The sequence below is a fragment of the Williamsia sp. Y853 genome, assembly GCF_056786495.1.
The window spans coordinates 2,390,556-2,413,189 of the sequence record NZ_JBXCJC010000001.1 but is presented as its reverse complement, the minus strand read 5'-3'; the positions used below and the strand labels follow the sequence as shown (position 1 = coordinate 2,413,189).

At 64.5% G+C, this 22,634-nt stretch carries 21 protein-coding genes; 6 read left to right on the top strand and 15 right to left on the bottom strand.

Going from position 1 to position 22,634, the window contains the following annotated elements; all coding sequences use genetic code 11:
- Positions 1–123 precede the first annotated feature (123 nt).
- The 7 genes from AC1TPF_RS11025 to AC1TPF_RS10995 form a co-directional block, all read right to left on the bottom strand.
- Entirely contained in the window at positions 124–1,458 is a 1,335-nt protein-coding gene (locus AC1TPF_RS11025) for a cation:proton antiporter (RefSeq protein WP_482135091.1), read from the bottom strand.
- Positions 1,459–1,762: 304 nt separating this feature from the next.
- Positions 1,763–2,578, bottom strand: coding sequence for a metallophosphoesterase (locus tag AC1TPF_RS11020; protein ID WP_482135092.1), 816 nt, complete (start codon positions 2,576–2,578; stop codon positions 1,763–1,765).
- The gene (locus tag AC1TPF_RS11015; RefSeq protein WP_482143846.1) at positions 2,578–3,300 is read right to left on the bottom strand and encodes an HAD family hydrolase; all 723 of its coding nucleotides are present in this window, start codon (positions 3,298–3,300) and stop codon (positions 2,578–2,580) included. The genes AC1TPF_RS11020 and AC1TPF_RS11015 overlap by 1 nt, the downstream gene beginning before the upstream one ends.
- Before the next feature lie 2 nt (positions 3,301–3,302).
- A complete protein-coding gene (locus tag AC1TPF_RS11010; RefSeq protein WP_482143845.1) occupies positions 3,303–4,421 on the bottom strand; it encodes an ABC transporter ATP-binding protein in 1,119 nt (372 codons plus the stop codon).
- Positions 4,418–5,296 (bottom strand): ABC transporter permease, encoded by an 879-nt coding sequence (locus AC1TPF_RS11005; RefSeq protein ID WP_482135095.1) that lies wholly within the window; start codon positions 5,294–5,296, stop codon positions 4,418–4,420. The genes AC1TPF_RS11010 and AC1TPF_RS11005 overlap by 4 nt, the downstream gene beginning before the upstream one ends.
- A complete protein-coding gene (locus AC1TPF_RS11000) occupies positions 5,293–6,171 on the bottom strand; it encodes an ABC transporter permease (RefSeq protein WP_482143844.1) in 879 nt (292 codons plus the stop codon). The genes AC1TPF_RS11005 and AC1TPF_RS11000 overlap by 4 nt, the downstream gene beginning before the upstream one ends.
- 8 nt (positions 6,172–6,179) lie before the next feature.
- Positions 6,180–7,175 carry an extracellular solute-binding protein gene (locus tag AC1TPF_RS10995; protein WP_482143843.1) on the bottom strand — a complete coding sequence of 332 codons (996 nt, stop codon included), beginning with the start codon at positions 7,173–7,175 and terminating at the stop codon, positions 6,180–6,182.
- A gap of 403 nt (positions 7,176–7,578) precedes the next feature.
- On the opposite strand from AC1TPF_RS10995, the gene AC1TPF_RS10990 reads away from it, so the two are divergent.
- Positions 7,579–8,376 carry a DeoR/GlpR family DNA-binding transcription regulator gene (locus tag AC1TPF_RS10990; protein WP_482143841.1) on the top strand — a complete coding sequence of 266 codons (798 nt, stop codon included), beginning with the start codon at positions 7,579–7,581 and terminating at the stop codon, positions 8,374–8,376.
- Between the two features lie 109 nt (positions 8,377–8,485).
- Here AC1TPF_RS10990 and ligA read toward each other — a convergent pair whose 3' ends face one another.
- Positions 8,486–10,636 carry an NAD-dependent DNA ligase LigA gene (ligA, locus tag AC1TPF_RS10985; protein ID WP_482143840.1) on the bottom strand — a complete coding sequence of 717 codons (2,151 nt, stop codon included), beginning with the start codon at positions 10,634–10,636 and terminating at the stop codon, positions 8,486–8,488.
- A gap of 91 nt (positions 10,637–10,727) precedes the next feature.
- Between ligA and AC1TPF_RS10980 the strand changes: the two genes are divergently transcribed.
- Entirely contained in the window at positions 10,728–11,132 is a 405-nt protein-coding gene (locus AC1TPF_RS10980) for an MmcQ/YjbR family DNA-binding protein (protein ID WP_482143838.1), read from the top strand.
- Positions 11,133–11,220: 88 nt separating this feature from the next.
- Positions 11,221–11,481: a GlsB/YeaQ/YmgE family stress response membrane protein gene (locus AC1TPF_RS10975; protein WP_482143836.1), complete on the top strand. Its 261-nt coding sequence runs from the start codon at positions 11,221–11,223 to the stop codon at positions 11,479–11,481.
- 120 nt (positions 11,482–11,601) lie between these two features.
- Here the strand turns inward: AC1TPF_RS10975 and AC1TPF_RS10970 are convergent, their stop codons facing one another.
- From AC1TPF_RS10970 to AC1TPF_RS10940, 7 genes are all read right to left on the bottom strand, one after another.
- A complete protein-coding gene (locus AC1TPF_RS10970) occupies positions 11,602–12,615 on the bottom strand; it encodes a uroporphyrinogen decarboxylase/cobalamine-independent methonine synthase family protein (protein WP_482143835.1) in 1,014 nt (337 codons plus the stop codon).
- Positions 12,612–13,751: a tRNA 2-thiouridine(34) synthase MnmA gene (mnmA, locus tag AC1TPF_RS10965; protein ID WP_482135112.1), complete on the bottom strand. Its 1,140-nt coding sequence runs from the start codon at positions 13,749–13,751 to the stop codon at positions 12,612–12,614. The genes AC1TPF_RS10970 and mnmA overlap by 4 nt, the downstream gene beginning before the upstream one ends.
- On the bottom strand, positions 13,751–14,962 hold the full coding sequence (locus tag AC1TPF_RS10960) for a cysteine desulfurase family protein (RefSeq protein ID WP_482143833.1): 1,212 nt from the start codon (positions 14,960–14,962) through the stop codon (positions 13,751–13,753). Before AC1TPF_RS10960 ends, mnmA begins: the two co-directional genes overlap by 1 nt.
- Positions 14,881–15,936 (bottom strand): lysophospholipid acyltransferase family protein, encoded by a 1,056-nt coding sequence (locus AC1TPF_RS10955; RefSeq protein WP_482143831.1) that lies wholly within the window; start codon positions 15,934–15,936, stop codon positions 14,881–14,883. Before AC1TPF_RS10955 ends, AC1TPF_RS10960 begins: the two co-directional genes overlap by 82 nt.
- Positions 15,933–16,742, bottom strand: coding sequence for a GNAT family N-acetyltransferase (locus AC1TPF_RS10950; protein ID WP_482143830.1), 810 nt, complete (start codon positions 16,740–16,742; stop codon positions 15,933–15,935). The genes AC1TPF_RS10955 and AC1TPF_RS10950 overlap by 4 nt, the downstream gene beginning before the upstream one ends.
- Before the next feature lie 142 nt (positions 16,743–16,884).
- Positions 16,885–17,841: an electron transfer flavoprotein subunit alpha/FixB family protein gene (locus AC1TPF_RS10945; RefSeq protein ID WP_482143828.1), complete on the bottom strand. Its 957-nt coding sequence runs from the start codon at positions 17,839–17,841 to the stop codon at positions 16,885–16,887.
- 51 nt (positions 17,842–17,892) lie between these two features.
- Complete coding sequence (locus AC1TPF_RS10940; protein WP_482135117.1) at positions 17,893–18,678, bottom strand: electron transfer flavoprotein subunit beta/FixA family protein; 786 nt, start codon at positions 18,676–18,678, stop codon at positions 17,893–17,895.
- 225 nt (positions 18,679–18,903) lie between these two features.
- On the opposite strand from AC1TPF_RS10940, the gene AC1TPF_RS10935 reads away from it, so the two are divergent.
- The 3 genes from AC1TPF_RS10935 to AC1TPF_RS10925 are packed head-to-tail and all read left to right on the top strand — an operon-like array spanning position 18,904 to position 22,608.
- Complete coding sequence (locus AC1TPF_RS10935; protein WP_482143827.1) at positions 18,904–19,707, top strand: class I SAM-dependent methyltransferase; 804 nt, start codon at positions 18,904–18,906, stop codon at positions 19,705–19,707.
- Positions 19,708–19,748: 41 nt separating this feature from the next.
- The gene (locus AC1TPF_RS10930) at positions 19,749–21,284 is read left to right on the top strand and encodes a 1,4-alpha-glucan branching protein domain-containing protein (RefSeq protein ID WP_482144084.1); all 1,536 of its coding nucleotides are present in this window, start codon (positions 19,749–19,751) and stop codon (positions 21,282–21,284) included.
- A 31-nt stretch (positions 21,285–21,315) separates the two neighbouring features.
- Positions 21,316–22,608 carry a glycosyltransferase family 4 protein gene (locus tag AC1TPF_RS10925; protein ID WP_482135119.1) on the top strand — a complete coding sequence of 431 codons (1,293 nt, stop codon included), beginning with the start codon at positions 21,316–21,318 and terminating at the stop codon, positions 22,606–22,608.
- Positions 22,609–22,634: the final 26 nt, after the last annotated feature.

The following is a 22,634-nucleotide window of genomic DNA, read 5'->3' as shown; positions in this document are numbered from 1 at the left end:
AACCTTCACCATCCTGGAATGTTTTTGTTATTTCTCCGTCCCTCCATCGCAACATTTGAGATGCTTTATGTCGAGTAAATGACAATGTCCGTGTCGTGAATCCGCCCGACCGGCCCGTTCGGTTCACGGTTGATCAGAGGGTGAACCGCGGTGGGCACCGCGGGGGGCGAGGTGCAGCATCACCCTTCGGGTCGAAACCGCCGTCACCGCCACCCGCTCAGGGGCATCGTCGGGCAGGGCCGAAGCCCACCGCCCGTATCGCCCCGCCAGCGGGAACGCACTGAGGCCGTGCGCGAGGATCGAGAACACAACCGTCAGCGAGGCGACCTCGATCAGGTGATCGGAGACCGCGGTCGTCCCCAGTTCCTGCGCCGCGATCATCACGAAGATCACCGTCGCCAGCCCCCGCGGGCCGAACCATCCGACGAACAGGATCGTCTGCCATCCCCACCGACCACCTGCCATCGCAATGGCCACCGGAACCATCCGGACCACCGTCAACGCACCGACCGCGACCACCACGGTCCGCACGGTGGCGTGCTCGAGCGCCGTCCCGACCATGGTGGCGCCGAACGCCATCCACACCACATAGGACGCCAACAACCCCATCGTCTCGGTGAACTCGGACCGCACGCGCAGCGACGGCGGCGTTGCGAATCCGAAGACCATCCCGCCCACGAACGCCGCGACAAACCCGTTGCCGTCGATCTCGGTCGCGGCCAGATAACACAGCAGCGCCATCGTCAGCACGGCCACCTGCTCCGACAACGGTGACGTCCACCCGCGGCTGCGACACCAGCGCAGCACCCAGCCGCCACCACCGCCGACGACAATCGCGACCACCACGGCAACCGACATCGCCCAGGCGGCATCGAGGACCCAATCGAGAGAACCGAGCTTGCCCGCCTCCGACGCGACCACCGTGATCAGCACCATCACCACCGGCGTGGCCATGCCGTCGTTGAGTCCACTTTCGACATTCAGCATCCGGCGTATCCGGGCGGGGATCCGGGTGTCACTGACCACCACGGCACCGAGTGCGGCGTCGGTCGGTGCGAGTAGTGCGGCGATCAGCGCGGCCACCACCCAGCCACGATCGGGGAACATCCAGAATGCGAGCAGGGTGCCCGCGAGCAGAGTGAGCGGCAAGCCGATCAGCAGCAACCGGGTCGGCGGTCCCGAATCGCCCTCGACGTCGCGCAGTCGCAAGTGCGAGGCGTCCGAGAACAGCAGCAGGGCAAGGGTCAACTCGGCGACCGTCAGCAACCAGTGGCCACCCGGATCCACCTGGACGAGCCCGAGACCGGAGGCCCCGATCAGCACCCCGATCGCCACGAACACCATCGGCGCACTCACCCGCGCCCGATCCAGGCGCGCCGACACGATCGAATAGACGAACACCGAACCAACGAGCACCAGCGGAACCGCCGAATGGATGGTCTCCTGGTGGTCGCTCATGACTGCGCGCCCCGACACCACACGACAGCCGCTCGCCGATCACACACCGAACCGCGGATATCGATTGCCGGACCCCCGAATCGGTTGGTATGCCCCGACGCCCACAACGCGCCCGACTACCAGCATCGGCAGCGGCGGCGCCGCGCGCATCACCCGAAACGGGTGACCACCAGCCGCGATTTCCTCGCCAACATCGAACGTTGCGGGCCTGGTGTCCGCCCAGAATCGATTGATGATCGAACGCCCGCCCTGACCGCCGTCGACTGCCCGCCCTGACTGCCGAACGCGCGCGAGAGGTTGTCCCCTACTCGCTCGACATCGTGTAGACCGGCGCCTCCGTCAGCAACGGATGAGCCATTCCGAAAGCGGTGTCTGGATGCAGTTGAATCTTCGAGATCATCGGCATGCGTAGCCCCTGATGCAGCCCGCTCGGAGCAAAGGCGCTGCCGGTGTATGACACTGCGCCACCTGCCCAGAGAGGGATTCCGGCGAGCACGGCGCCGACCGGCTGGTGGTAGTGACCGGAGACGATCATTCGCACATCCGAGTCGCGAACAAGTTCGCCAAGCTGTTCCCGATCGTCGGGATCGAGGATGTAGTCCTCGAGATACGGCGACGTGGCAGGCATCGGCGGGTGATGGATGATCAGCACCGTACCGTCGGCGGCCTTGGTGCTCAACGTTTCTGCCAACCATTCGAACTGGTGGGGACGGATCTCCCCGTGTCCGGCGCCCAGCACGTTGCTGTCCAATCCGATCACTCGCAGATCCCGGACGTGCGTGGTGAAGTCGAGTGTTCCCTGAGCAGAAACCGGCGTTCCCAGCTCTTCGGCGAACAGGGTGGGATCATCATGGTTGCCGGACAGGTAAATCGCGGGTACACCCAAGTCCGCACTCAGATCACCGATGAGGGACGAGAGTCGTTGGTAGGCTTCGCGTCCGCCTCCATCCACCAGATCGCCGGTCAGTAGGATCGCGTCGAACGTGGTCTCGGCTGCGCGGATCGCGTCGCAGGCAAGTTCGAGGTGGGCCTGTGTGTCGAGCCCTTCGAGCAATTCGCCCGAAGCGAGCAGATGGGTGTCGCTGATCTGAACCAGTTCGTAGCAATTGTCGTATGGCATTACAGAATTCCATCCAGTGTTGGGGTGTTACGAACGGTGTTGCAGAGATCCTCCAGGCTGGAGACGACCAGATCCGCTCCGGCGGCGGACAACGATTCTGCATCAGCGGTTCCGGTGCTCACAGCCACGACCCGGGCACCGTTCCGTCGAGCCGCCTCGACGTCGAGTACGGTGTCGCCGATCAAGAGCACGTCAGCAGGATCGACGCGCCGACCCAATCGACGTTCCGCCTTGGCGATGGCAATGGGAACCAAGTCAGGTCGTTTCATCGTGTCCTTGCCAAAGGCTCCCTGCTCCAGGTCGAGTCCGTCGAGCAGTCCGTACGCCGCCAATTTGATTTCGGCTACTTCGATCTGATTTCCGGTGAGTGCTGATTGATATATGTGCGAGTAGCGCGAAAAGGCCTCGATCGCCGACTTGGCGCCGGGCAATGCGCGGCCTCGTTGCACCAGCAACGCACGGCGTTCTCGGAGGAGTTCGACCTCTCGGGCCAACGCCCGGGGCAGGAGTTGGTCAGCCTCGGATTCGGGGACGTCGAACTGCTGCAAGATCGCGCGCAGCAACCCTCGGATGGTGCTTCCCTCGATGACCTTTGCGTCGGCGATGGGCCGGCCCACTATTTCGGAACACAGTTCGAACCAGACTTCGCGGTCGACGCCCGCTACGTCAAGCAGCGTGCGGTCGAGGTCCCACAGAATCAGCGTCTCCCGGCCGCCCTGCACCTCTAGTGTGTCAGTAATGATGAAACCCTCTCGTCGGCAATAGAATTGACTGTGATCGATCCGGGAACAGGTACGAGTCCGATCCAGTCGGTGACAGCAATCGATGACGGCAACTCCACTGTCAGCGCAGTGTCGGAGAGACCGATCCGGCCGTGCACACGCACGAGATCCCCGAGGTACTCACTCTGGACAACGCGCAGCGGCAGGCCGGCCCCTGGCTCGGTGCAATGAGTGAAACTGCGTGTCCGGAGGACGAGTTCGCAGTTTTGACCGGCGACCAGGCCACTGGAGGCAAGCTGGTCGATGGGGATCTCCCAACCGCCGTGAACCGCTATTGTCCGGTTCCGTGTGACGCTGCCGCTCACCAGTGCGGCGCGTCCCAGGAAGGCCGCGACGAATGCGTTGGCAGGCTGCTGCCAGAGTTCTCGAGCCGTGGCGCACTGCTCCATTCGACCGTCGCGCATGACTGCGATGCGATCAGCGAGGGCCAGTGCTTCTTGCTGATCGTGTGTGACCAGGATCGTCGCGCGCCCCGAAGCGCGCAGGATCGTGGCAAGTTCGAGGCGCAATTCATCGCGAAGTTGCGGGTCCAGCGCGGCCAGGGGTTCGTCGAGAAGTAGCACTCGCGGATCGGTGGCGAGGGCTCGCGCCAGTGCAACCCGTTGGCGCTGACCGCCGGACAGCTGCCGCGGGGACCGCTCGGCCAGCTCCGAGACACGGGCCAACCTCAGGGCCTCGGCGACGGCAGCGACACGTTCGCCTTTGGAGACGCGACGGGCGCTGAGTCCGTAGCCCACGTTGGCAGCCACACTCATATGCGGAAACAATCCGTAACTCTGTGGAACCCAACCGATTCGACGGCCTTCCGGACGGGTTCCGGTGGCATCGGTACCGTCGAGCGACAACGTACCGCCGTCGAGTGGCTCCAGTCCGGCGATCATTCGCAGAGTGGTGGACTTGCCGCAGCCCGAGGGTCCGACCAACGCCAGTACCTCTCCGGAGGAGACATTGAAGCTCACTCCACTGACTGCGTCGCGATCCGATTTGGGATAGCGCCGGACCAGCGCGGCGGCCTCGACGGCGGGTACCGAGGATTCGGATCCTTCTGTCCTTGAGGTCATTTCGATCTCCTAACCGTCAGTGTGCCGAGAATGTGAAGGGCGATCGCCATCGGAATCACCGCAGCGCAGTACCAGAGCGTCAACGCCGCACCAGCGGAAGTTTGGCCGTAGACGAAGGAGCTGAACAGCACGACCGGCAGTGTCTGCTGTGCCGGATTGACGAGGAAGTACGTCAAGTTGAACTCACCAAAACTCAATGTGAGCACCATCAGCGCCGCCGCAAGCAACGACGGCCGGATGTGCGGCAGCGTCACGGTACGCAGTCGGCGTAGCACCCCTGCCCCCAGCGTCGCCGCGGTCTGTTCGAGCTCACGCAGGTCCGGGTCTCGCAGGACCGGGGTGAGGGCGGCGACCAGGAAAGGCATCGTGACGACCACGTGGCCGCAAATCAGCAACCACCCCGACCGCTGCATCTGTGGATACATGGCACTCAGGGCCAACCCGACCGCAATTCCGGGAACGGCCAACGGGAGACTTGTCACCCATCTGACGATCCCGATGCCGGGTAGCCGACTGCGGGCAAAGAGCAACGCCAGCGGAATCCCGAGTGGTATGCCGATCACCAGCGTGTAGAGCGCCACCTGCAGGCTGATCGACAGGGCCGGAACGAATGTCGTCAGCGCCTCGTCGACCCACTTGGTGGTGAGACCACCGCTGAGCGGACCGTTGTTCCAATTGTCGGTGAATGCGACGAGAACGGTTACCACGATCGGCAATATCGAGAAGACGACGCAGAACCAGGCCGCGGATCCGGTGACCCAACGGCGCCGGGCACGCTGTGCTCGGCGTGGAGCCGGGCGGGGTGATCGGCGATCGGATGGAGTAGTCGAATCGACGGGGTCGACCGGCGCCGTCAGAGTTGTACGCATACTCATGTTGCACGCTCCGATTTCGCGATGAGACGCTCGCCCACCGTGTTGAGGAGCGTGAAGACGAGGGCGACCGCCGCCAGAGTGATGGACATCGCGCCGGCCAGCGCAGTGTTCTGCAGAGCTGTTCCCTGCTCCGCGATTTCCAGCGGCAAGACCCGGAAACCCTCGGAGAGCGCGGCCACGGTTCCGTAAGCCCCCAGCGAACTTGCGACCGCAAGCCCGGCCGCGGACAGGATGGCCGGCCACAACGCAGGCAAGACCACCGTTGTGAATATCCGCACCGGTGACGCACCCAAGGTGCGGGCGACCGCACTCAGGTCTGTATCAAGGCCGCTGGCCGCACCGCGGAGAATGCCCAGGGTACGAGGTAGCTGAAAGTAGAGATAGGCGATCAGCAGACCGGGCATCGAGTAGGCGATGACCAGCATCTGCTGTCCGGTCAACGCGGTCCCGGCGGCTTGCGCCAAACCGGCGCGGCCGAACAGCACGATGACGAAGAATCCGATCACCAGCCCGGGTAGCGAGAGCGGGAAGGTCAGGATCGCGTCGAAGCCCGCCGCCCGGCCACCGCTGAGTCGGGCGAGATGAAGCGCGGCCGGAAGGGCGACGATCAGGGTGACCACGGTGGAGGCGATCGCAAGCCACAGTGAATTGACCAGGGCGGTACGGTAATTCGCCACCGTGAAGATCTCCGTGTAGTACTGCCAGGTGAATCCCCCACCGGATCCCGTGACGCTGCGGACCAGAAATGATGTGAGTGGAGCCACCATGAACAGCACCAGAAAGGCGACTGCGGGAAGGGAACACACCATCACGCCGAGGCCACGCGGGACGCGCGGCCTCGGCCGGCCGGTGCGGTTGGGGCTCGGGCCGGTCATGAGCATGGTCAGCCCGAGATTGCAGCGGTGTATTCGGCGACGAAATCGGTCTGAGCCGCCGCGAGTTCGGTCATGTCAAGCGACTGCGCCGCGTCGTACGCCTCACTCGGAGCGATCTTCGCCGCGATGTCGGCAGGCATCTCACCTCGAACGGGATGCACGTAGAACTCAGCGAAGAGCTTCTGCCCCTCGTCCGAGAACTGGAAGTCGATCCACTTCTTCGCGCCGTCCGGGTTCGGCCCGTTCTTGACCAGGCTCAAAGCGTAGGCGACCTTGACGGTTCCGTCCGAGGGAAGGACGACCTCGATGTCGGCATTCTGGTTGTACTTCTGTGCGTAACCGTTGAAGTCAGCGTCGACGAGGATCGGATACTCACCCGAAGCCGCCTTGCTTGGCGTGGTGTTGACGGGCGCCTGACCACCGTTCGCCTTCAGTTTCGCGAAGTAGTCGAGAGCCGGCAACCAGTCGGTCATGGACCCGCCGCGAGCAAGATTGACCGCCGCCGCCGTGTAATACCCGATCGCTGCCTTTCCCGGATCGGCGTAGAACACCATGTCCTTGTACTCGGGCTTGAGCAGATCTTCCCAGCTCTGCGGCACGGGAAGCCCGCCGAGCGCCTTCTTGTTCACCAGGAACGACACCACGCCGTAGTGCGCGACGTTCCATGAACCATCGGCGGCCTTCAGATCGCTCGAGATCTCGTCGGCCCCGGCCGGCACATAGGGTTCCAGCAGACCCTGCTGATCTGCAGAGACACCGAAGGTCGGTCCCCAGTAGGCAACATCGGCCTGCGGATGGTCCTTCTGCTCTGCCAGCGCGGAGAGACTCTGCCCGCTGTTCTTGACATCGGCGGGAACAGTGATGTCCGTCTGCTCGGCGAATGCCGCTCGGACGTCCTTGTAGTTTGCCCACTCGTCCGGGCTGTTGTACTGGACCACCGTGCCTGCGGCTGAATCGCTGCCACCGCCTCCTACCGCACCGGAACATCCAGCGGTCGACATCATGGCGATAACTGCAAGCGCCCCAGCATATTTCACAACTTTTGAACGTGAACGAACGAGACCGCGCATTGCGGAGCCACTCCTCTTTTAGGGGATGAATTTAGGCCTTGAGCAGACCGGCGAGAGGCGGACACCAGGGTCCGCCGTCCCAGTATGTCGCACGAAAATGGGTAGTTTTCACCAAATCATGAAGATTTAACCATTAGTTACGCTAACGGACTTCGCGCGTCTGGCTACCGGACTCCTTCGCGCAGATCGGCACGAAAGCAGCTGTACTGCAATCACATTGCGGTCGTCGTCGGGTAGAGAAGCATCCATGGACGAACGTTGAACAATGCTACGGTCATGGAGATCGGCTCGGCGTATCCCCAATCCATCCCCTGTGTCCAGATCGAGGAGACCGTCAGTGAGCTCGAGCAGAGCCGCCCCGCCGGCACGACGCCAGCAAGCCATTGCCGATCATCTGTTCACACACAACACGTCCACCGCACAAGAACTCGCGGAACTGTTCGGTGTGAGCCTGGTGACCATGCATCGAGATCTGGATGCGCTGGCGAAAAAGCGCGTCGTCCGGAAGTTTCACGGCGGCGTCACCGCGCAACCTTCCAGTGTGTTCGAGAGCAGTGTCGAGTTCAGGATGAGCCATGCACTGGAAGAGAAGCGGTCGATTGCACGGTTGGCCGCGCAGTACGTCGAGCCAGGAATGTCAGTGCTACTGGATAATTCGACGACCAATCTCCACGTGCTGGAACTCCTCGAGGAGACCCGCCCACTGACCCTGATCACCAACTTCGTCCCGATCATCACCACTGCGTCGCAGTGGTCGGACGTGGTCCTGGTTGTACTCGGAGGCGAGTACAACAGTCGGCTCGCCTCGCTCCTCGGCGTCGATTGCCAGGCTGCGGCGAGGCGGATCCGCGCCGATATCGGGTTCTTCTCGTTCTCCGGAATCGATGCCGGTGGGATGTACCACCAAGAGCAGGACGTCGTCGCGTGCAAGCAGGCCATGCTTGCTTCATCGGGCCGACGGATCGCCCTCGCCGATCACAGCAAACTCGGCCGAACCGCGTTGCATTGGGCTGCGTCCCTGACTGATTTCGAGCAACTGATCACCGATCCCGGCGCATCGAAGGACGTCCTGCGTGAACTACGTGAGCATGACGCACGTGTCACCGTCTGCACCGATGCCCGCGGGCAGGAGTAGCTGCCGCCGAACACGACCACCACACAAATCCCGGTGAATGCTCAAGCGTCCGCACAAGATATCGCCGCCCGCGTGGCCTGCGCACGCTCGCTTGAACCCTGCAGGGTGGTCATTCCGGGTCCACCGACTCCTCCGCGCTCGGACCCGCATCGGACGCAGATTCGCTACCGTCTGTCGCCGGCGGACCCTCGACCAACAGCTTTTTGAACCCGTCCTCGTCGAGGACCGGGACACCGAGTTGTTCGGCCTTGGCAGCCTTCGTGCCGGGCGCGTCACCGATCACCACAAACGCGGTCTTCTTCGACACCGACCCCGAAGCCTTGCCGCCGCGGACCAGGATCGCTTCCTTGGCACCGTCGCGGGAGAAGTCCTGCAGGGAGCCGGTGACCACGATGCTCAGGCCCTCGAGGTTGCGTGGGATCGACTCGTCGCGCTCGTCCGCCATCTGGACGCCCGCCGCCCGCCACTTGTCGACGATCTCGCGATGCCAGTCGACGGCGAACCAGTCGACGACGCTCTGCGCTAACGTATTTCCCATACCTTCGACCTCGGACAGGCGCTCTACCGACGCCGCCTCGATCGCCTCCAGACTGCCGAACTCGGTTGCCATCGAGCGGGCTGCGGCGGGGCCGACATGCCTGATCGACAAGCCGACGAGGACACGCCACAACGGCACTTTCTTGGCCTTCTCGAGATTGGTGAGCAACCACGTGCCGTTGGCCGACAATCCACCGTCTTTGTTGTTGAACAGTTCGACTCTCGCCAGATCGTCGGCGGTCAACGAGAACAGGTCGGCCTCGTTGCGCAGAACCCCAGATGACAGCAACGCTCCGGCAGCCTCGTAGCCGAGGGCCTCGATGTCAAACGCTCCCCGGCCTGCCAGATGGAAGAGGCGCTCACGTAGCTGCGCAGGACACAGCTCGCTGTTGGGACAGCGGATGTCCGCATCGCCGTCTTTCTCGTATTTCAGTTCCGTTCCGCATTCGGGACAGTGCGTGGGCATCACGAACTCGCGCTCGGTGCCATCCCGCAGGTCGACCACGGGGCCGAGGACCTCGGGGATGACGTCGCCGGCTTTGCGAATCGTGACAGTGTCACCGATCAGCACGCCTTTACGTTTCACCTCTGACCCGTTGTGCAGCGTCGCCCGCGACACAGTCGAACCGGCGACAGTGACCGGCTTCATAAAGGCATACGGCGTGACTCGACCCGTTCTACCGACACCGACCTTTATGTCGAGCAGCTTCGTCGTCACCTCCTCGGGCGGGTACTTGTAGGCGATGGCCCAGCGCGGCGCGCGGGAGGTGGAGCCGAGGCGACGCTGCAATCCGAAGTCGTCGACCTTCACGACGATCCCGTCGATCTCGTGTTCGACATCGTGGCGGTGCACGCCCCAATAATCGATCTTCTCCAGGATCGCATCGGCGCCAACAAGTTTGGTGGTGTGCTTCGAAACGGGAAGGCCCCACTCCCCCAGCGCGAGATATGCGTCGTGGAGGGTCTTGAATGTGGCTCCCTCGACCCGGCCGAGCCCGTGGCAGATCATGCCAAGCCGACGGCGCGCGGTGATCTGTGGATTCTTCTGGCGCAGCGAACCCGCCGCTGAGTTGCGCGGGTTGGCAAACGGCGCCTTACCGGCCTCGACCAACGACGCATTGAGTGCTTGAAAGTCTTTGACCCGAAAGAACACCTCGCCGCGGACCTCCAGCAGATCCGGGATCGGGTACTTCTCCGATTCGGTCAGCCGATGCGGGACGTCGTTGATGGTTTTCGCATTGAGGGTGACATCTTCACCGGTGCGGCCGTCGCCACGGGTGGTGCCGCGAACCAGCACACCCTTCTCGTAGACCAGGCTCAGCGCCACGCCGTCGATCTTCAGCTCGCACAGGTATTCCAGGCCGACGCCGGCATCGGCCTCGACGCGAGCGACCCAGGCCCGCATCTCCTCGGCGTCGAAGACGTTGTCGAGCGACATCATGCGTTCGAGGTGATCAACCGCCTTGAACTCGGTTGCGAATCCACCACCGACGAGCTTGGTCGGCGAGTCGGCCACCGCCAGCTCGGGATACTGCTCCTCCAGGTGCTGCAGCTTCTGGAGAAGGGCATCGAAATCACCGTCGGTGATGATCGGGGCGTCTTTGACGTAGTAGCGAAACTGGTGGTCACGCACCTCTTCGGCCAGCCTCGCCCACTGCTCGCGCACGTCCGAGGGGGTGGGCTTCGCGGGCGTCGGCTCTTCGATATCTGCACTGTCGGACACACTGTTGAAGATAGTCGAGGGTGCTGACAGACCATTCCGGCTACGGCCGAATAGTCGAAACACCTCGGCCGCCCGTTCTACCCTTGTCACCATGGCGCACCCGATCATGTACTCCGACGATGACCCGGTCCTGAATCGGCTGCGCGGCGTTGCCCTGGCGTTTCCCGACGCCACCGAGGTCGTCGCACACGGCAGGCCCACATTTCGTGGCGGGAAGATGTTCGGCATGTATGGCGGGGGCGTCAAGGGCGGGCCGAGGTTCGACACGTCGATCCTCTTCAAGGTCGACGAATCCGAACGTAGTGCACTGGAACAAGATCCCCGGTTCTTCTATCCGGCCTATGTGGGGCCCTACGGTTGGCTTGGTCTCGATCTGTCAAAGAAGCCCGATTGGACCGAGGTGGCCGAATTACTCGACGCCAGCTACCGCATGATCGCTCCGAAGAAACTCGTCACACGCCTCGACGACGGCGAACGCCCGGCCGAACTGGACTGACGCCGGGACGTCCGTTGTATCCGGACGCGTGAGACCAAAACCACATCCAATGTGCGATCTGGGTCTCCGCACTGCATATACTCCGCACATGCTTCTCATCGGAATCATCCTGTTCGGCATGCTCATCGGCGCCGGAGCTCAGCTCATCCTCGGCAAGCCCTCCGGTGGCATCGACTGGACGCTGGCGATCGTCGCCGGCCTGCTCGGATCATTCGTCGGCGGACTGCTGATCAGCCTGGTCACGGGCCACGGGATCCAATTCCACATCAGCGGCATCATCGGCTCGCTGGTCGGCGCCTTGATCGTGACCGCGGGATGGCAGTTGTGGACGCGTAAGCGCACTGCCTGATCTGCGTCTGCGTCGGTTGCTGCGCGTGGGGTGCTCACACACCCGCGCGTGGTGATTGCTCATGTAGATCAGAGTCGCGTGCGATCCGAAATGTTCCCGAACCCCGTCCGACCTCGGGGGTCAGACAGATGTGGGATCGGCGTGTAGGCCTTGAGCTGCCTTGCCACACAACGCGAGCGCGTTCTTCGCCCATTCGGCGTCGGCCTTGGCCAGACCACATCCGGGACTGATGACGATCTGCTCGGCCAACACTTTGCGGGACAACCCGATTCGGTCGATCAGCTCCGCGCAGTTGGCGGCCACCTGCTCGGCAGCGAGTTCTTTGTCCGGCGCGGTGGACGGTACGGCGCCCAGCACCACCTCGCGGCCCTCGTCGAGCAACAGCCCGATCCCGTCGAGATCCGCTGTCCGGATCTGCGCAAGATCAACGCTGATCGCGGCAAAGCGGCTCCGCGCCAGCAGATCCCACTGCACTGCGGATGAGCAGTCGTGCATGATCACCGGGCGGTCCACCACGGTGATGAAGTTGTCGTAGTGCTCGGCGACCGTCTGCACCGGGATCGGGTTGATGATGTTGAACCGGGTCAACGGCTCGATCGAACCCTCGACCACCCGGCCGATCAGCGGTTCGTCCACCTGGACGACAACCTTTGCGCCCGTTCGCCTGCTGACATCATTTGCGTGTACCCGGAGGCCTTCGGCCATCGATTCGACCAGATCGGACCACGCGCCCACGTCGCGGAGGATCTTGTGGCCACCGGCGAGTTCCACCGATGCGGCCAGCGTGAACGGCCCGCACGCCTGCACTTTGACGGTGCGGTCGGTACCGGTCAGGCCGGCCCGCTCCCAGGCTTCTTCGAAGGCATCGAGATCGGCGGCCAGGAAGTCCCGGGCCCGGCGACTCAGACCCGATGGGCGTCCCGAGAGCCGATAGCCCGACGGTACGACGTCCATCGGCATGTCCACCAGGAGCACTGCGGCCCGGCCGACCATGTCGGCACCAAGCCCACGAGCAGGCAATTCCGGAAGGAATGCGAACTCTGTTTCACCGACACTGATCTCGGCGGCAACCCGCGGATCGGTGCCCGGCATCGAGCCGACCCCTGTTCCCGATCCGACTGGCAGGATGCTCACGCGCCGGAACTGCTGACCAGGTCGCCGCGGACCGAACCGGTCACCACGATGCGGCCACTGCCGACCACCAGGTCGCCGTTGACAGAATCCGGTAGATAGACAACCGCCGCCTGCCCTCGGGCCACACCGGTCAGTGGGGCCTGCAGTCGGATCCGGATTCCCGGACCCTCGACACCGTCGGTGCCGTCGTCGATCGCCTCGACCGTCGCAGGTGCCAGACCGCCGTGGGCCCGCACCTGAACCATCGCCTCGAACGGCCCGGCCGGTGTCTCGCCGGATGTCCAGATCGCGCGGTTGGCGGTGATGCTCCACACCTGGAGGTGCTCCGAAGAACCGACCGTCACCGTGCCCGAATCCGGATCGATCTCGGTGACGTACCGGGGCTTGCCGTCGGTCGCCGGCGCCTCGATACCGAGGCCCTTGCGCTGACCGATGGTGAATCCGTGGACGCCCTCGTGGTCGGCGAGCTCGGCGCCGGAATCGGCGTCGACAACCTTGCCCGGCCGCACGCCGATGGTGGCGCCCAGGAAGGCCCGGGTATCGCCGGTGGGGATGAAGCAGATGTCGTGTGAATCCGGCTTGTCGGCCACGGACAGGTTTTTCGCGGCGGCTTCGGCGCGGATCTGATCCTTCGGGGTGTCGCCCACCGGGAACATCGCATGCGAAAGCTGCTCTGCGGTCAGCACTGCCAGCACGTAGGACTGGTCTTTGTCGTCGTCGACGGCCCGACGCAGCTGCCCGTTCTCGAGCCGGGCGTAGTGGCCCGTGGCCACCGCGTCGAATCCCAATGCGATCGCCCGCTCGGACAACGCTGAGAACTTGATCTTCTCGTTGCAGGTCAAGCAGGGATTGGGTGTCTGCCCGGCGGCGTAGGCGGCAACGAACTCGTCGATGACGTCGTCCTTGAACCGGTCGGCGAAGTCCCAGACGTAGAACGGGATCCCGAGCACGTCGGCAGCACGGCGCGCATCGTCGGCGTCCTCACGCGAACAACATCCGCGAGAACCAGTACGCAGGGCGCCGGGTGCGGTCGACAACGCCAGGTGCACCCCGACGACCTCGTGTCCGGCCTCGACGGCGCGGGCCGCGGCAACTGCCGAGTCGACACCACCGCTCATGGCAGCGAGTACCCGCATCAGCGATCACCCGCCATCGCCGTGGCCATACCGGCAGCCTGTGCGCGGGCGACGACCTCGCCGATCACCGCACCGACCGCCTCGATCTCGTCGACCGTGGTCGACGGTGCCAGCGAAAAGCGCAGGGAGCTACGGGCATCGGCGGTGGACACACCCATCGCGGTCAGCACGTGGCTCGCCCGCGCCACACCGGCAGTACAGGCCGAACCGGTCGAACATTCAATACCGTTGGCGTCGAGCAACATCAACAGCGAATCACCTTCACAGCCGGGGAAAGAAACATGAACATTTCCGGGAAGTCGCTGCGGCCCGATTGGTCCGTTGATGACACATCCGGAGCTCGATTCGGCGAGCACCTCGAACAGTCGATCACGCAGCGCGGCGACCGCAGGCATTGTGACATCGAGTTCTCGCACCGAAACATCCAGCGCCACAGCCATACCCACCGCGGCCGGTACGTCGGGGGTGCCAGAGCGAACATCGCGCTCGTGTCCGCCGCCGTGCAGCAGCGGTACACAATCGACGTCGCGGCCGAGTAGCAACGCACCGACACCGTAGGGGCCACCGAACTTGTGTCCGGTGACACTCATCGCCGACAGGCCACTGGCACCGAAGTCGATGGGCAGATGCCCGGCGGCCTGAATCGCATCGGAATGCATCGGCACCCCGAACTCGCGGCAGATGGCGGCCAACTCCGCGATGGGCTCGATGGCACCGATCTCGTTGTTGGCCCACATCACGCTGACCAGTGCGGTCTGCTCGGCATGGGCTGACAGCTCGGCGCGAAGGACTGCCGGATCGACGAGTCCCTGGGCATCGACCGGGAGCCACGTCACGTCGGCGCCCTCAGAATCGGCGAGCCAGAGCACCGGATCGAGGATCGCGTGGTGTTCGATCGACGAGGCGATGATCCGCTTGCGCGGAGTCTCCGGATTCTTGTTGCGCGCCCAGAAAATGCCCTTGATGGCGAGGTTGTCGCTCTCGGTGCCACCACCGGTGAAGATCACCTCGGAGGGCCGTGCACCCAGTGAGGCCGCGATCGATTCGCGTGATTCCTCCAGGCGACGACGGGCCCGGCGACCGGATCCGTGCAGTGACGAGGCGTTGCCCGCGATCCCCAAGAGCTCATTCATCGCCACGACGGCGGCGGGGACCATGATGGTCGACGCGGCGTGGTCGAGGTAGATGGGCGTGCGATCAGCGGAGAACATAACCAACCAAGGATAACCGCATCATCGCCCTCGATATTTCCACCGTCCGAGCTGCGGTCGGCGCGATCACTCAGATTCGGCAACCCGAACACGATGCGCTCGCAGCGGGCCGCGAGTTCACGCCGATCACCGCCGGAAAACTGCAGCTCACAGAGTCGAACCCGCACGGTCAGGCCTTTGGCGAGCAGCACCCGGCGCAGGGTGTCGGCAATGGTGTCATCGCCGATGAAGCAGGGTGCGGTGCTGACGTCGCCTGTCGATGTGTGGAAACTCACCACCATCGGGCGCACCGGCACCTGTGCATCGATCGCGGCCTGGAAGAACGCCGGCCGGAATCGGCCGCCGCCGCGACCGCACCAGGTGGTTCCTTCGGGGAACACCCCGACGCTGTCCCCGGCAACGAGTTCGGCCCGCACCTCGTCGACCACCGCGGGCAATTCCCGCAAGGATTCACGCCTCAGGCCGATGACACCGATACCCCGGGTCAGCCATCCGATCACCGGCCACCCGGTCACCTCGGACTTGGCGACAAAATGTGCCGGACTGACCGCGGCCAGCGCCAGGATGTCGAGGAACGAGACGTGGTTGGCCACGATGAGGCCGCCACCTGAAATCCTTCCCGCCGTCTCGTCGGACGGATTGTCGATGTCCAAGGCCAGCCCGAGTGCGGCGAGCAACCGGCGCGCGGCAAACCGCAGATACGGGGTGCGTAGCGCTCTGGGCAGGAAGGTCACGACAACACCGACCACCAGAACCAATCCGATGGTCAGTGGCAACGCCACGATCCGCCGGGTCTGCCGAATCCGTCCGGCCCGGTGCTCGCCTGGGCGGACGCAGCTGTTGTCGCAGCCACTGACCGGGAACCAGCCGTGCCGCAGCGATCCGGTCACAGCGGGTTCGGAGACAGTGGGCTCGGAAACACTGGGCGCAGACGCTGAGGGCGCGGCCACGATGGCCGTACCGGCGGTGGTCATCGCCCTGTTCCGGACGTCGCCTGCCTCAGGCGGTCCAGGTATCTGCGGTTGGCGAGTCGGCCGTCGAGGACCGTCACGAAATCGGCGACACCGAAGTCCGGGTCGTGGGCGGGCTCCCCGCAGATCCACGCACCCATTCGGAGGTAACCGGTGAGCAGTGGCGGCATCTGCAGCCTCGGTGACGGGTCGATGTCATCGAGACGCACTCCGTCGATTTCGACGCGGCGGTGTGGAAAGGCCTGCCACGGTCCGGAATGCCGGTTGCGCACGTGATCGCGGATCCGGCGGACCTGGGCGCCCGGACGGTCCCGCGACGGATCGCCGGAGATGGGAACCGAGGTGGCGCCCATGAGATAGCGATATCCGCTGTGCTCGAGGTAGGCCAGGATGCCCGACCACATCAATGCCAGCACCGCGCCGGATCGGTGGGCGACGTCGACGCAAGCTCGCCCCATCTCGACGGTTTGTGGTGCGATGCCGTCGAGTTCGGTGATGTCGAATTCGGTTGCGAGATAAGGTCCGCCCGCGGCAATCGCGCCCGGCGGCGGCAACAGGCGGTAGCTGCCGACCACGTGCCCGCTCAGATTGTGTCGGACCACCAGGTGATCGCAATGTTCGTCGAAGCGATCGGTGTCGCGTTGATCCGCGATGGCCGAGGCCGGCGCGGTGAAACCTGGTTCGCAGGCGAAGACGCGGTAGCGCAGGGCGGCGATGGTGTCGACGTCGGAGGGGTCGTTGCTCAGATACAGGCTGTAGGTGGGGCCGGAAACGAGTGCGGTGTCGCGCGGTGCGGCAGATGTCCTCATGGGCATAGGTGTATCGACCGCGCCGTACCGGGCGGCTGCGCACACGTTAGGTGTCGGTGCAGAGTGGGTGAACAGCAAACGACCCCCCACCCGAAGGTGGAGGGTCGTCTGTTTGTCTGCGAAGTGCGGCGGCGCTATGCGCTCACTTACGAGCCTTGACAGCCTCGGTCAGCTGCGGGGCGACGTTGAACAGGTCGCCGACGATGCCGAAGTCGGCGATCTCGAAGATGGGTGCCTCTTCGTCCTTGTTGACAGCGACGATCGTCTTCGAGGTCTGCATGCCGGCCCGATGCTGGATCGCACCGGAAATGCCAAGTGCCACATAAAGCTGGGGCGACACGGTCTTGCCGGTCTGACCGACCTGGAACTGTCCCGGGTAGTAACCGGAGTCGACGGCCGCACGCGAAGCGCCGACAGCGGCACCCAGCGAATCGGCGAGATCTTCGACAACGGAGAACTTCTCGGCACTGCCGACGCCGCGGCCACCGGAGACCACGATGGTGGCCTCGGTCAGCTCGGGGCGATCGCCACCGACGTTCGGCTCGATCTTGGTGATCTTGACGGCGTTTTCGGGAACCTCGGGAACCTCGATGTCGACACGCTCACCGGCGCCGGGCGCGGGAGCGGCCTCGACACCACCGGGGCGGATCGAGAACACGGGGACGTCGCCGCCGGCCTGAGCCTCAACGGTGTACGCGCCGCCGAAGATCGAGTGAACGCCGATGCCGCCCTCTTTGACGTCGATGACGTCGGCGAGGACACCCGAACCGAGACGGGCAGCAAGACGGCCCGCGATTTCCTTGCCGTCGACCGTGGCAGCCACGATCACGCCGGCCGGAGCGGCCTGCTCGACGAGGGTGCCGAGGATGTCGACCTTGGGGGTGACGAGGTAGCCGTCGACTACGTCGGACTCTGCGACGTAGACCTTTTCAGCGCCGGCTTCTTTCAAGCCGTCGATGACGGCGTCGGCGGTTCCGGGCTTGCCGGCGACAACCACCGACGGGCTGCCCAGTGCGCGGGCAGCGGTGATGAGCTCAGAGGTGACCTTCTTCAGGGCCCCTTCGGCGTCCAGCTCAGCGAGGACAAGTACTTCAGCCATGGCTTTTACTCCTTGGATGGTGGTCGATGTGGTGGGGTGTGGCGGAAAAGATCAGATGATCTTCTGGCCGACCAGGAACTCGGCGACCTTCGTGCCGCCGTCACCCTCATCGACGACCTTTTCGCCTGCGGTCTTCGCAGGCTTCGGGGTCGAGGCGGTGACTGTCGATCCGGCGTTGGCCAGGCCAACTTCTTCGGGTTCGACGCCGATGTCTGCAAGCGAAAGAGTGAGAACCTCTTTCTTCTTCGCCGCCATGATGCCCTTGAAGGACGGGAAGCGGGGTTCGTTGATCTTCTCGCCGACGCTGACGATCGCGGGCAGAGCCGACTCGAGGTGGAAGATGCCGTCGTCGGTCTCCCGCTCACCGGTCAGCTTCTCGCCGTCGACGGTCAGCTTGCGCAGGTGGGTCAGGTGCGGCAGTTCGAGGTACTCGGCGATGATCGCGGGCACGGCGCCGACGCGGCCGTCGGTGGCCTCGTTACCTGCGATGACCAGTTCGACACCTTCGACGGTGCCCAGCGCACGGGCGAGAACCCATGCGGTCTGGATGGCGTCGCTGCCGTGCAGTGCGTCATCTTGGACGTGGATGGCCTTGTCAGCACCCATCGACAGCGCCTTGCGAATCGCATCGGTGGTGCGGGCGGGGCCAACGGCCAGCACGGTCACCTCGCCACCGTTGGCTTCCTTGATCTGCAGAGCCTCTTCGACGGCCTTCTCGTTGATCTCGTCGAGCACAGCGTCGGCAGCTTCGCGATCGAGTGTGTAGTCACCATCGCTGAGCTTCCGCTCGGAGTACGTGTCAGGGACCTGCTTGATCAGAACGACAATATTTGTCATGGGTCTACGTCGACCTCCTGCGTAGGGTTCTGGACAACTTACCCGTCGGTAAGTACGCCTTGTTCTGTACCACCTTAGCGCGCACTAACAGGAGGTCGACCACCCGATTCTGTCACAATGACCTCCGTCACATTCCGACCGTCATGACGGATCCGCGCCGAAGATCTGAACTCCGGTTCCAAGTCGCCCTTCAGGTCCGACTCCGCGACCACTAGGCTCCCCTAAATGGCCAACCGCACGCGTGGATCGCAGGACACCGTCACCCAGCCCGACACGGGTGCATCGGCGGCGCCCACGCTTGCCCTCACCGGCGAACGAACGATTCCCGGGATCGACGAGGAGAACTACTGGTTCCGCCGTCACGAGGTGGCCTATGAATTCATACTGCAACGTTGCAGCGGTAAAGACGTGCTCGAAGCCGGATCCGGGGAGGGCTACGGCGCCGACCTGATCTCGACCGTCGCCACCGGTGTCACCTGTGTCGACTACGACCTGTCCGCAGTGCAGCACACCCGCGCCCGCTATCCGCAGCTGACCATCCATCAGGCCAACCTGATCGAGTTGCCCATCGCGGCCGAATCGGTGGACACGGTCGTGAACTTCCAGGTGATCGAACACCTCTGGGATCAGCCCGCTTTCATCGCCGAATGTCTGCGCGTCCTACGTCGCGGGGGCGAACTGCTGATCTCGACCCCCAACCGGATCACCTTCTCCCCCGGCCGCGACACCCCCCTCAATCCTTTCCATACCCGCGAACTGAATCCCGCCGAGCTGCGCGAGCTCCTCGAGGACGCCGGTTTCACGGTCACCGAAACACTCGGGGTCTTCCACGGCGCCGGGATGCGCACCCTCGACAGCAAGTGGGATGGTTCGTTCATCGACGCCCAGATCGAACGCGCTCTGTCCGGGCAGCCATGGCCGCAGGAGCTGACCGACGACGTCGCCGGGGTCGGGACCTCCGACTTCGACATCACTGCCACCGACCTCGATGCGAGTCTCGACCTGCTGTTCATCGCGGTGAAGCCTTGAGAGACAACGCCTTGCCAGACAAGGCGAGTCCGGCACCGGGCATGTTCAGTCTGGTGCTGCACTCCCATCTGCCCTGGCTGGCCAATCACGGTCGCTGGCCGGTCGGCGAAGAATGGCTCTATCAATCGTGGGCCGCGTCGTACCAGCCGGTGTTCGCCGCGCTCCGACGGCTCGCCGCCGACGGCTTCACCGACCAGCTGACGCTGGGCATCACGCCGGTCCTCGCCGCCCAGCTCGACGATCCACACTGCCTGACCTCGATGTACGAATGGCTCGCCGATTGGCAGCTCCGCGGCGCCGAGGCCGCGGTCTCCCGCGCCGACACCGGCAGCGCCGCACGTCCCACCGCATCGATCAACGAGCTCGGTACCCGCGAATACCGCAGTGCCGCAGCTGCATTGACCGACTTCGAAACACATTGGCGCCACGGTGGTTCCGCGCTGATCCGGTCAGTGGTCGACTCCGGCACGATCGAGTTGCTCGGCGGACCGCTGGCCCACCCGTTTGCGCCACTCCTCGATCCCCGACTGCGCGATTTCTCGCTCCGCGAAGGTCTGTACGACGCGCAACAACGGTTCAACACTCGCCCAGAGGGGATCTGGGCACCGGAATGCGCCTACGCGCCGGGCATGGAGACGGACTACCAGGCCGCCGGTGTCCGGCACTTCATGGTCGACGGACCGGCCCTGCACGGCGACACCGGCCTGGGCCGCACAGTCGGCGACAGCAATGTGGTCGCCTTCGGCCGCGACCTGCAGGTGTCCTATCGGGTGTGGTCACCGAAATCGGGCTACCCGGGCAACAGCGCCTACCGCGACTTCCATACGTACGACCATCAATTCGGCCTGAAACCGGCGCGGGTCACCGGACGGACCGTCGCAGGCCCCGACAAGAAGCCCTACGAACCGGCCCGCGCACAGGCCGCGCTTCGCCGCCACGTCGACGACTTCGTCACCTGCGTCCGCGAACGATTGATCAGCGAGAGCGAACGCATCGGCCGTCCGGCACATGTGGTCGCCGCGTTCGACACCGAACTGTTCGGTCACTGGTGGCACGAGGGACCGCAGTGGCTCGAAGCCGTCCTGCGCGCCCTGCCCGAGGCCGGGATCACCGTCGGCACACTGAAAACCGCACGCGACGAGGGTTATGTCGGGGCGCCGGTGGAGCTGAGCGAGTCGTCCTGGGGTTCCGGCAAGGACTGGCGGGTGTGGAACGGTCCGGTCGTCGAAGACCTGGTGAGGATCAACGCCGAGGTGGTGTCGGCGGCACTGGCCACCGTCCAGAAGCGCCGCGATCAACAGCCCATGCGTGATCATGTCAGCGATCAGATCCTGCGCGAGACACTGATGACCCTGTCATCGGACTGGCCGTTCATGGTGTCCAAACAGACCGCGGCCGATTACGCCCGCAATCGTCTCTACACCCATGCCCACGCGACACGGGAGATCTGTGATGCCGCCGACCGAGGGCGGGAATCGGTTGCGGCACAACTTTCGTCGCAATGGAACCGGGCCGACAACCTGTTTGCCGGACTCGATGCACGTCGATTGAATTTTGCGGGGCGGGAATCACTATGAGATTGCACGAGATTCGGATGGCGGGGGCAGCATGAAGGTTCTGATCGTGTCGTGGGAGTACCCACCCGTGGTGGTCGGGGGCCTGGGCAGGCATGTGCACCATCTCGCCGTCGAACTCGCCCGCGCCGGACACGACGTGGTGGTGCTATCGCGGCAACCCGGCGGCAGCGACGGACTGACCCATCCCGGCACCGACGCCGACAACGAGGGTGTTCGCGTGATCGCCGTGGCCGAGGATCCGCCGCACTTCGTCTTCGGCGACGACATGATGGCCTGGACCCTCGCGATGGGGCACTCACTCCTGCGCGCCGGGCTCAGGTTGGGTGACTGGAAGAACCTTGACGCCGAAGGCCCATGGATTCCCGACGTGGTTCATGCCCACGACTGGCTCGTCGCCCACCCGGCGATCGCGCTGGCCGAACACTTCGATGTCCCGCTCGTCAGCACCATCCACGCCACCGAGGCCGGCAGGCACAGCGGCTGGGTCAGCGGTCGGGTGAATCGACAGGTCCACTCGGTCGAATGGTGGCTCGCCGCCGAATCCGATGCGTTGATCGCCTGCTCACAATCGATGCACGACGAGGTGAACCGCCTGTTCGGCCCGGAACTCGCGGAGATCCACACCATCAACAACGGCATCGATGTGCAGGCCTGGCCGTTCGCTCAGCGCATCCCCAACAGTGGGCCGCCGAGCCTGCTCTACGCCGGACGCCTCGAGTACGAAAAGGGTTTGCAGGACGCGATTGCCGCGCTGGCCCGCATCCGCCGGACATACCCCGGCACCACACTGACTGTCGCCGGCGACGGCACACAGCTCGACTGGCTGCAGGAGGTCGCGCGCAAACATCGTGTGTCACGGGCCATCCGGTGGGTCGGAAGTGTCGACCGGATCGGCCTGACCACGCTGATGCACGACTGCGATGCGATCGTCCTGCCCAGCCGATACGAGCCGTTCGGACTGATCGCCCTCGAGGCGGCCGCGACCGGCATCCCGCTGGTCACGTCGACCGCCGGTGGGCTCGGTGAAGCCGTCACCGACGGTGTGACCGGGCTGAGTTTCGCACCCGCCGACGTGACGGGTCTGACGGCCGCGATCCGCGGGGTCCTCGGCGATCCAGGTGCCGCACAGCAACGTGCCATCGCCGCCCGCGCCCGGGTGGCCGACGGTTTTGCCTGGAACCAGGTCGCCGAACGCACCGCCGGGGTCTACCTCGCTGCGAAACGCCGCATCCGGCGTCCAATGGGCCGACCCGACATCGTCGAACGTCCACTGCCCGAACGTGACCCGGCGGTCCCCGTGGTCGCCGCACTCCCGGTCGACTGACGCCGACGCGCGCCGGATTCCTGCCC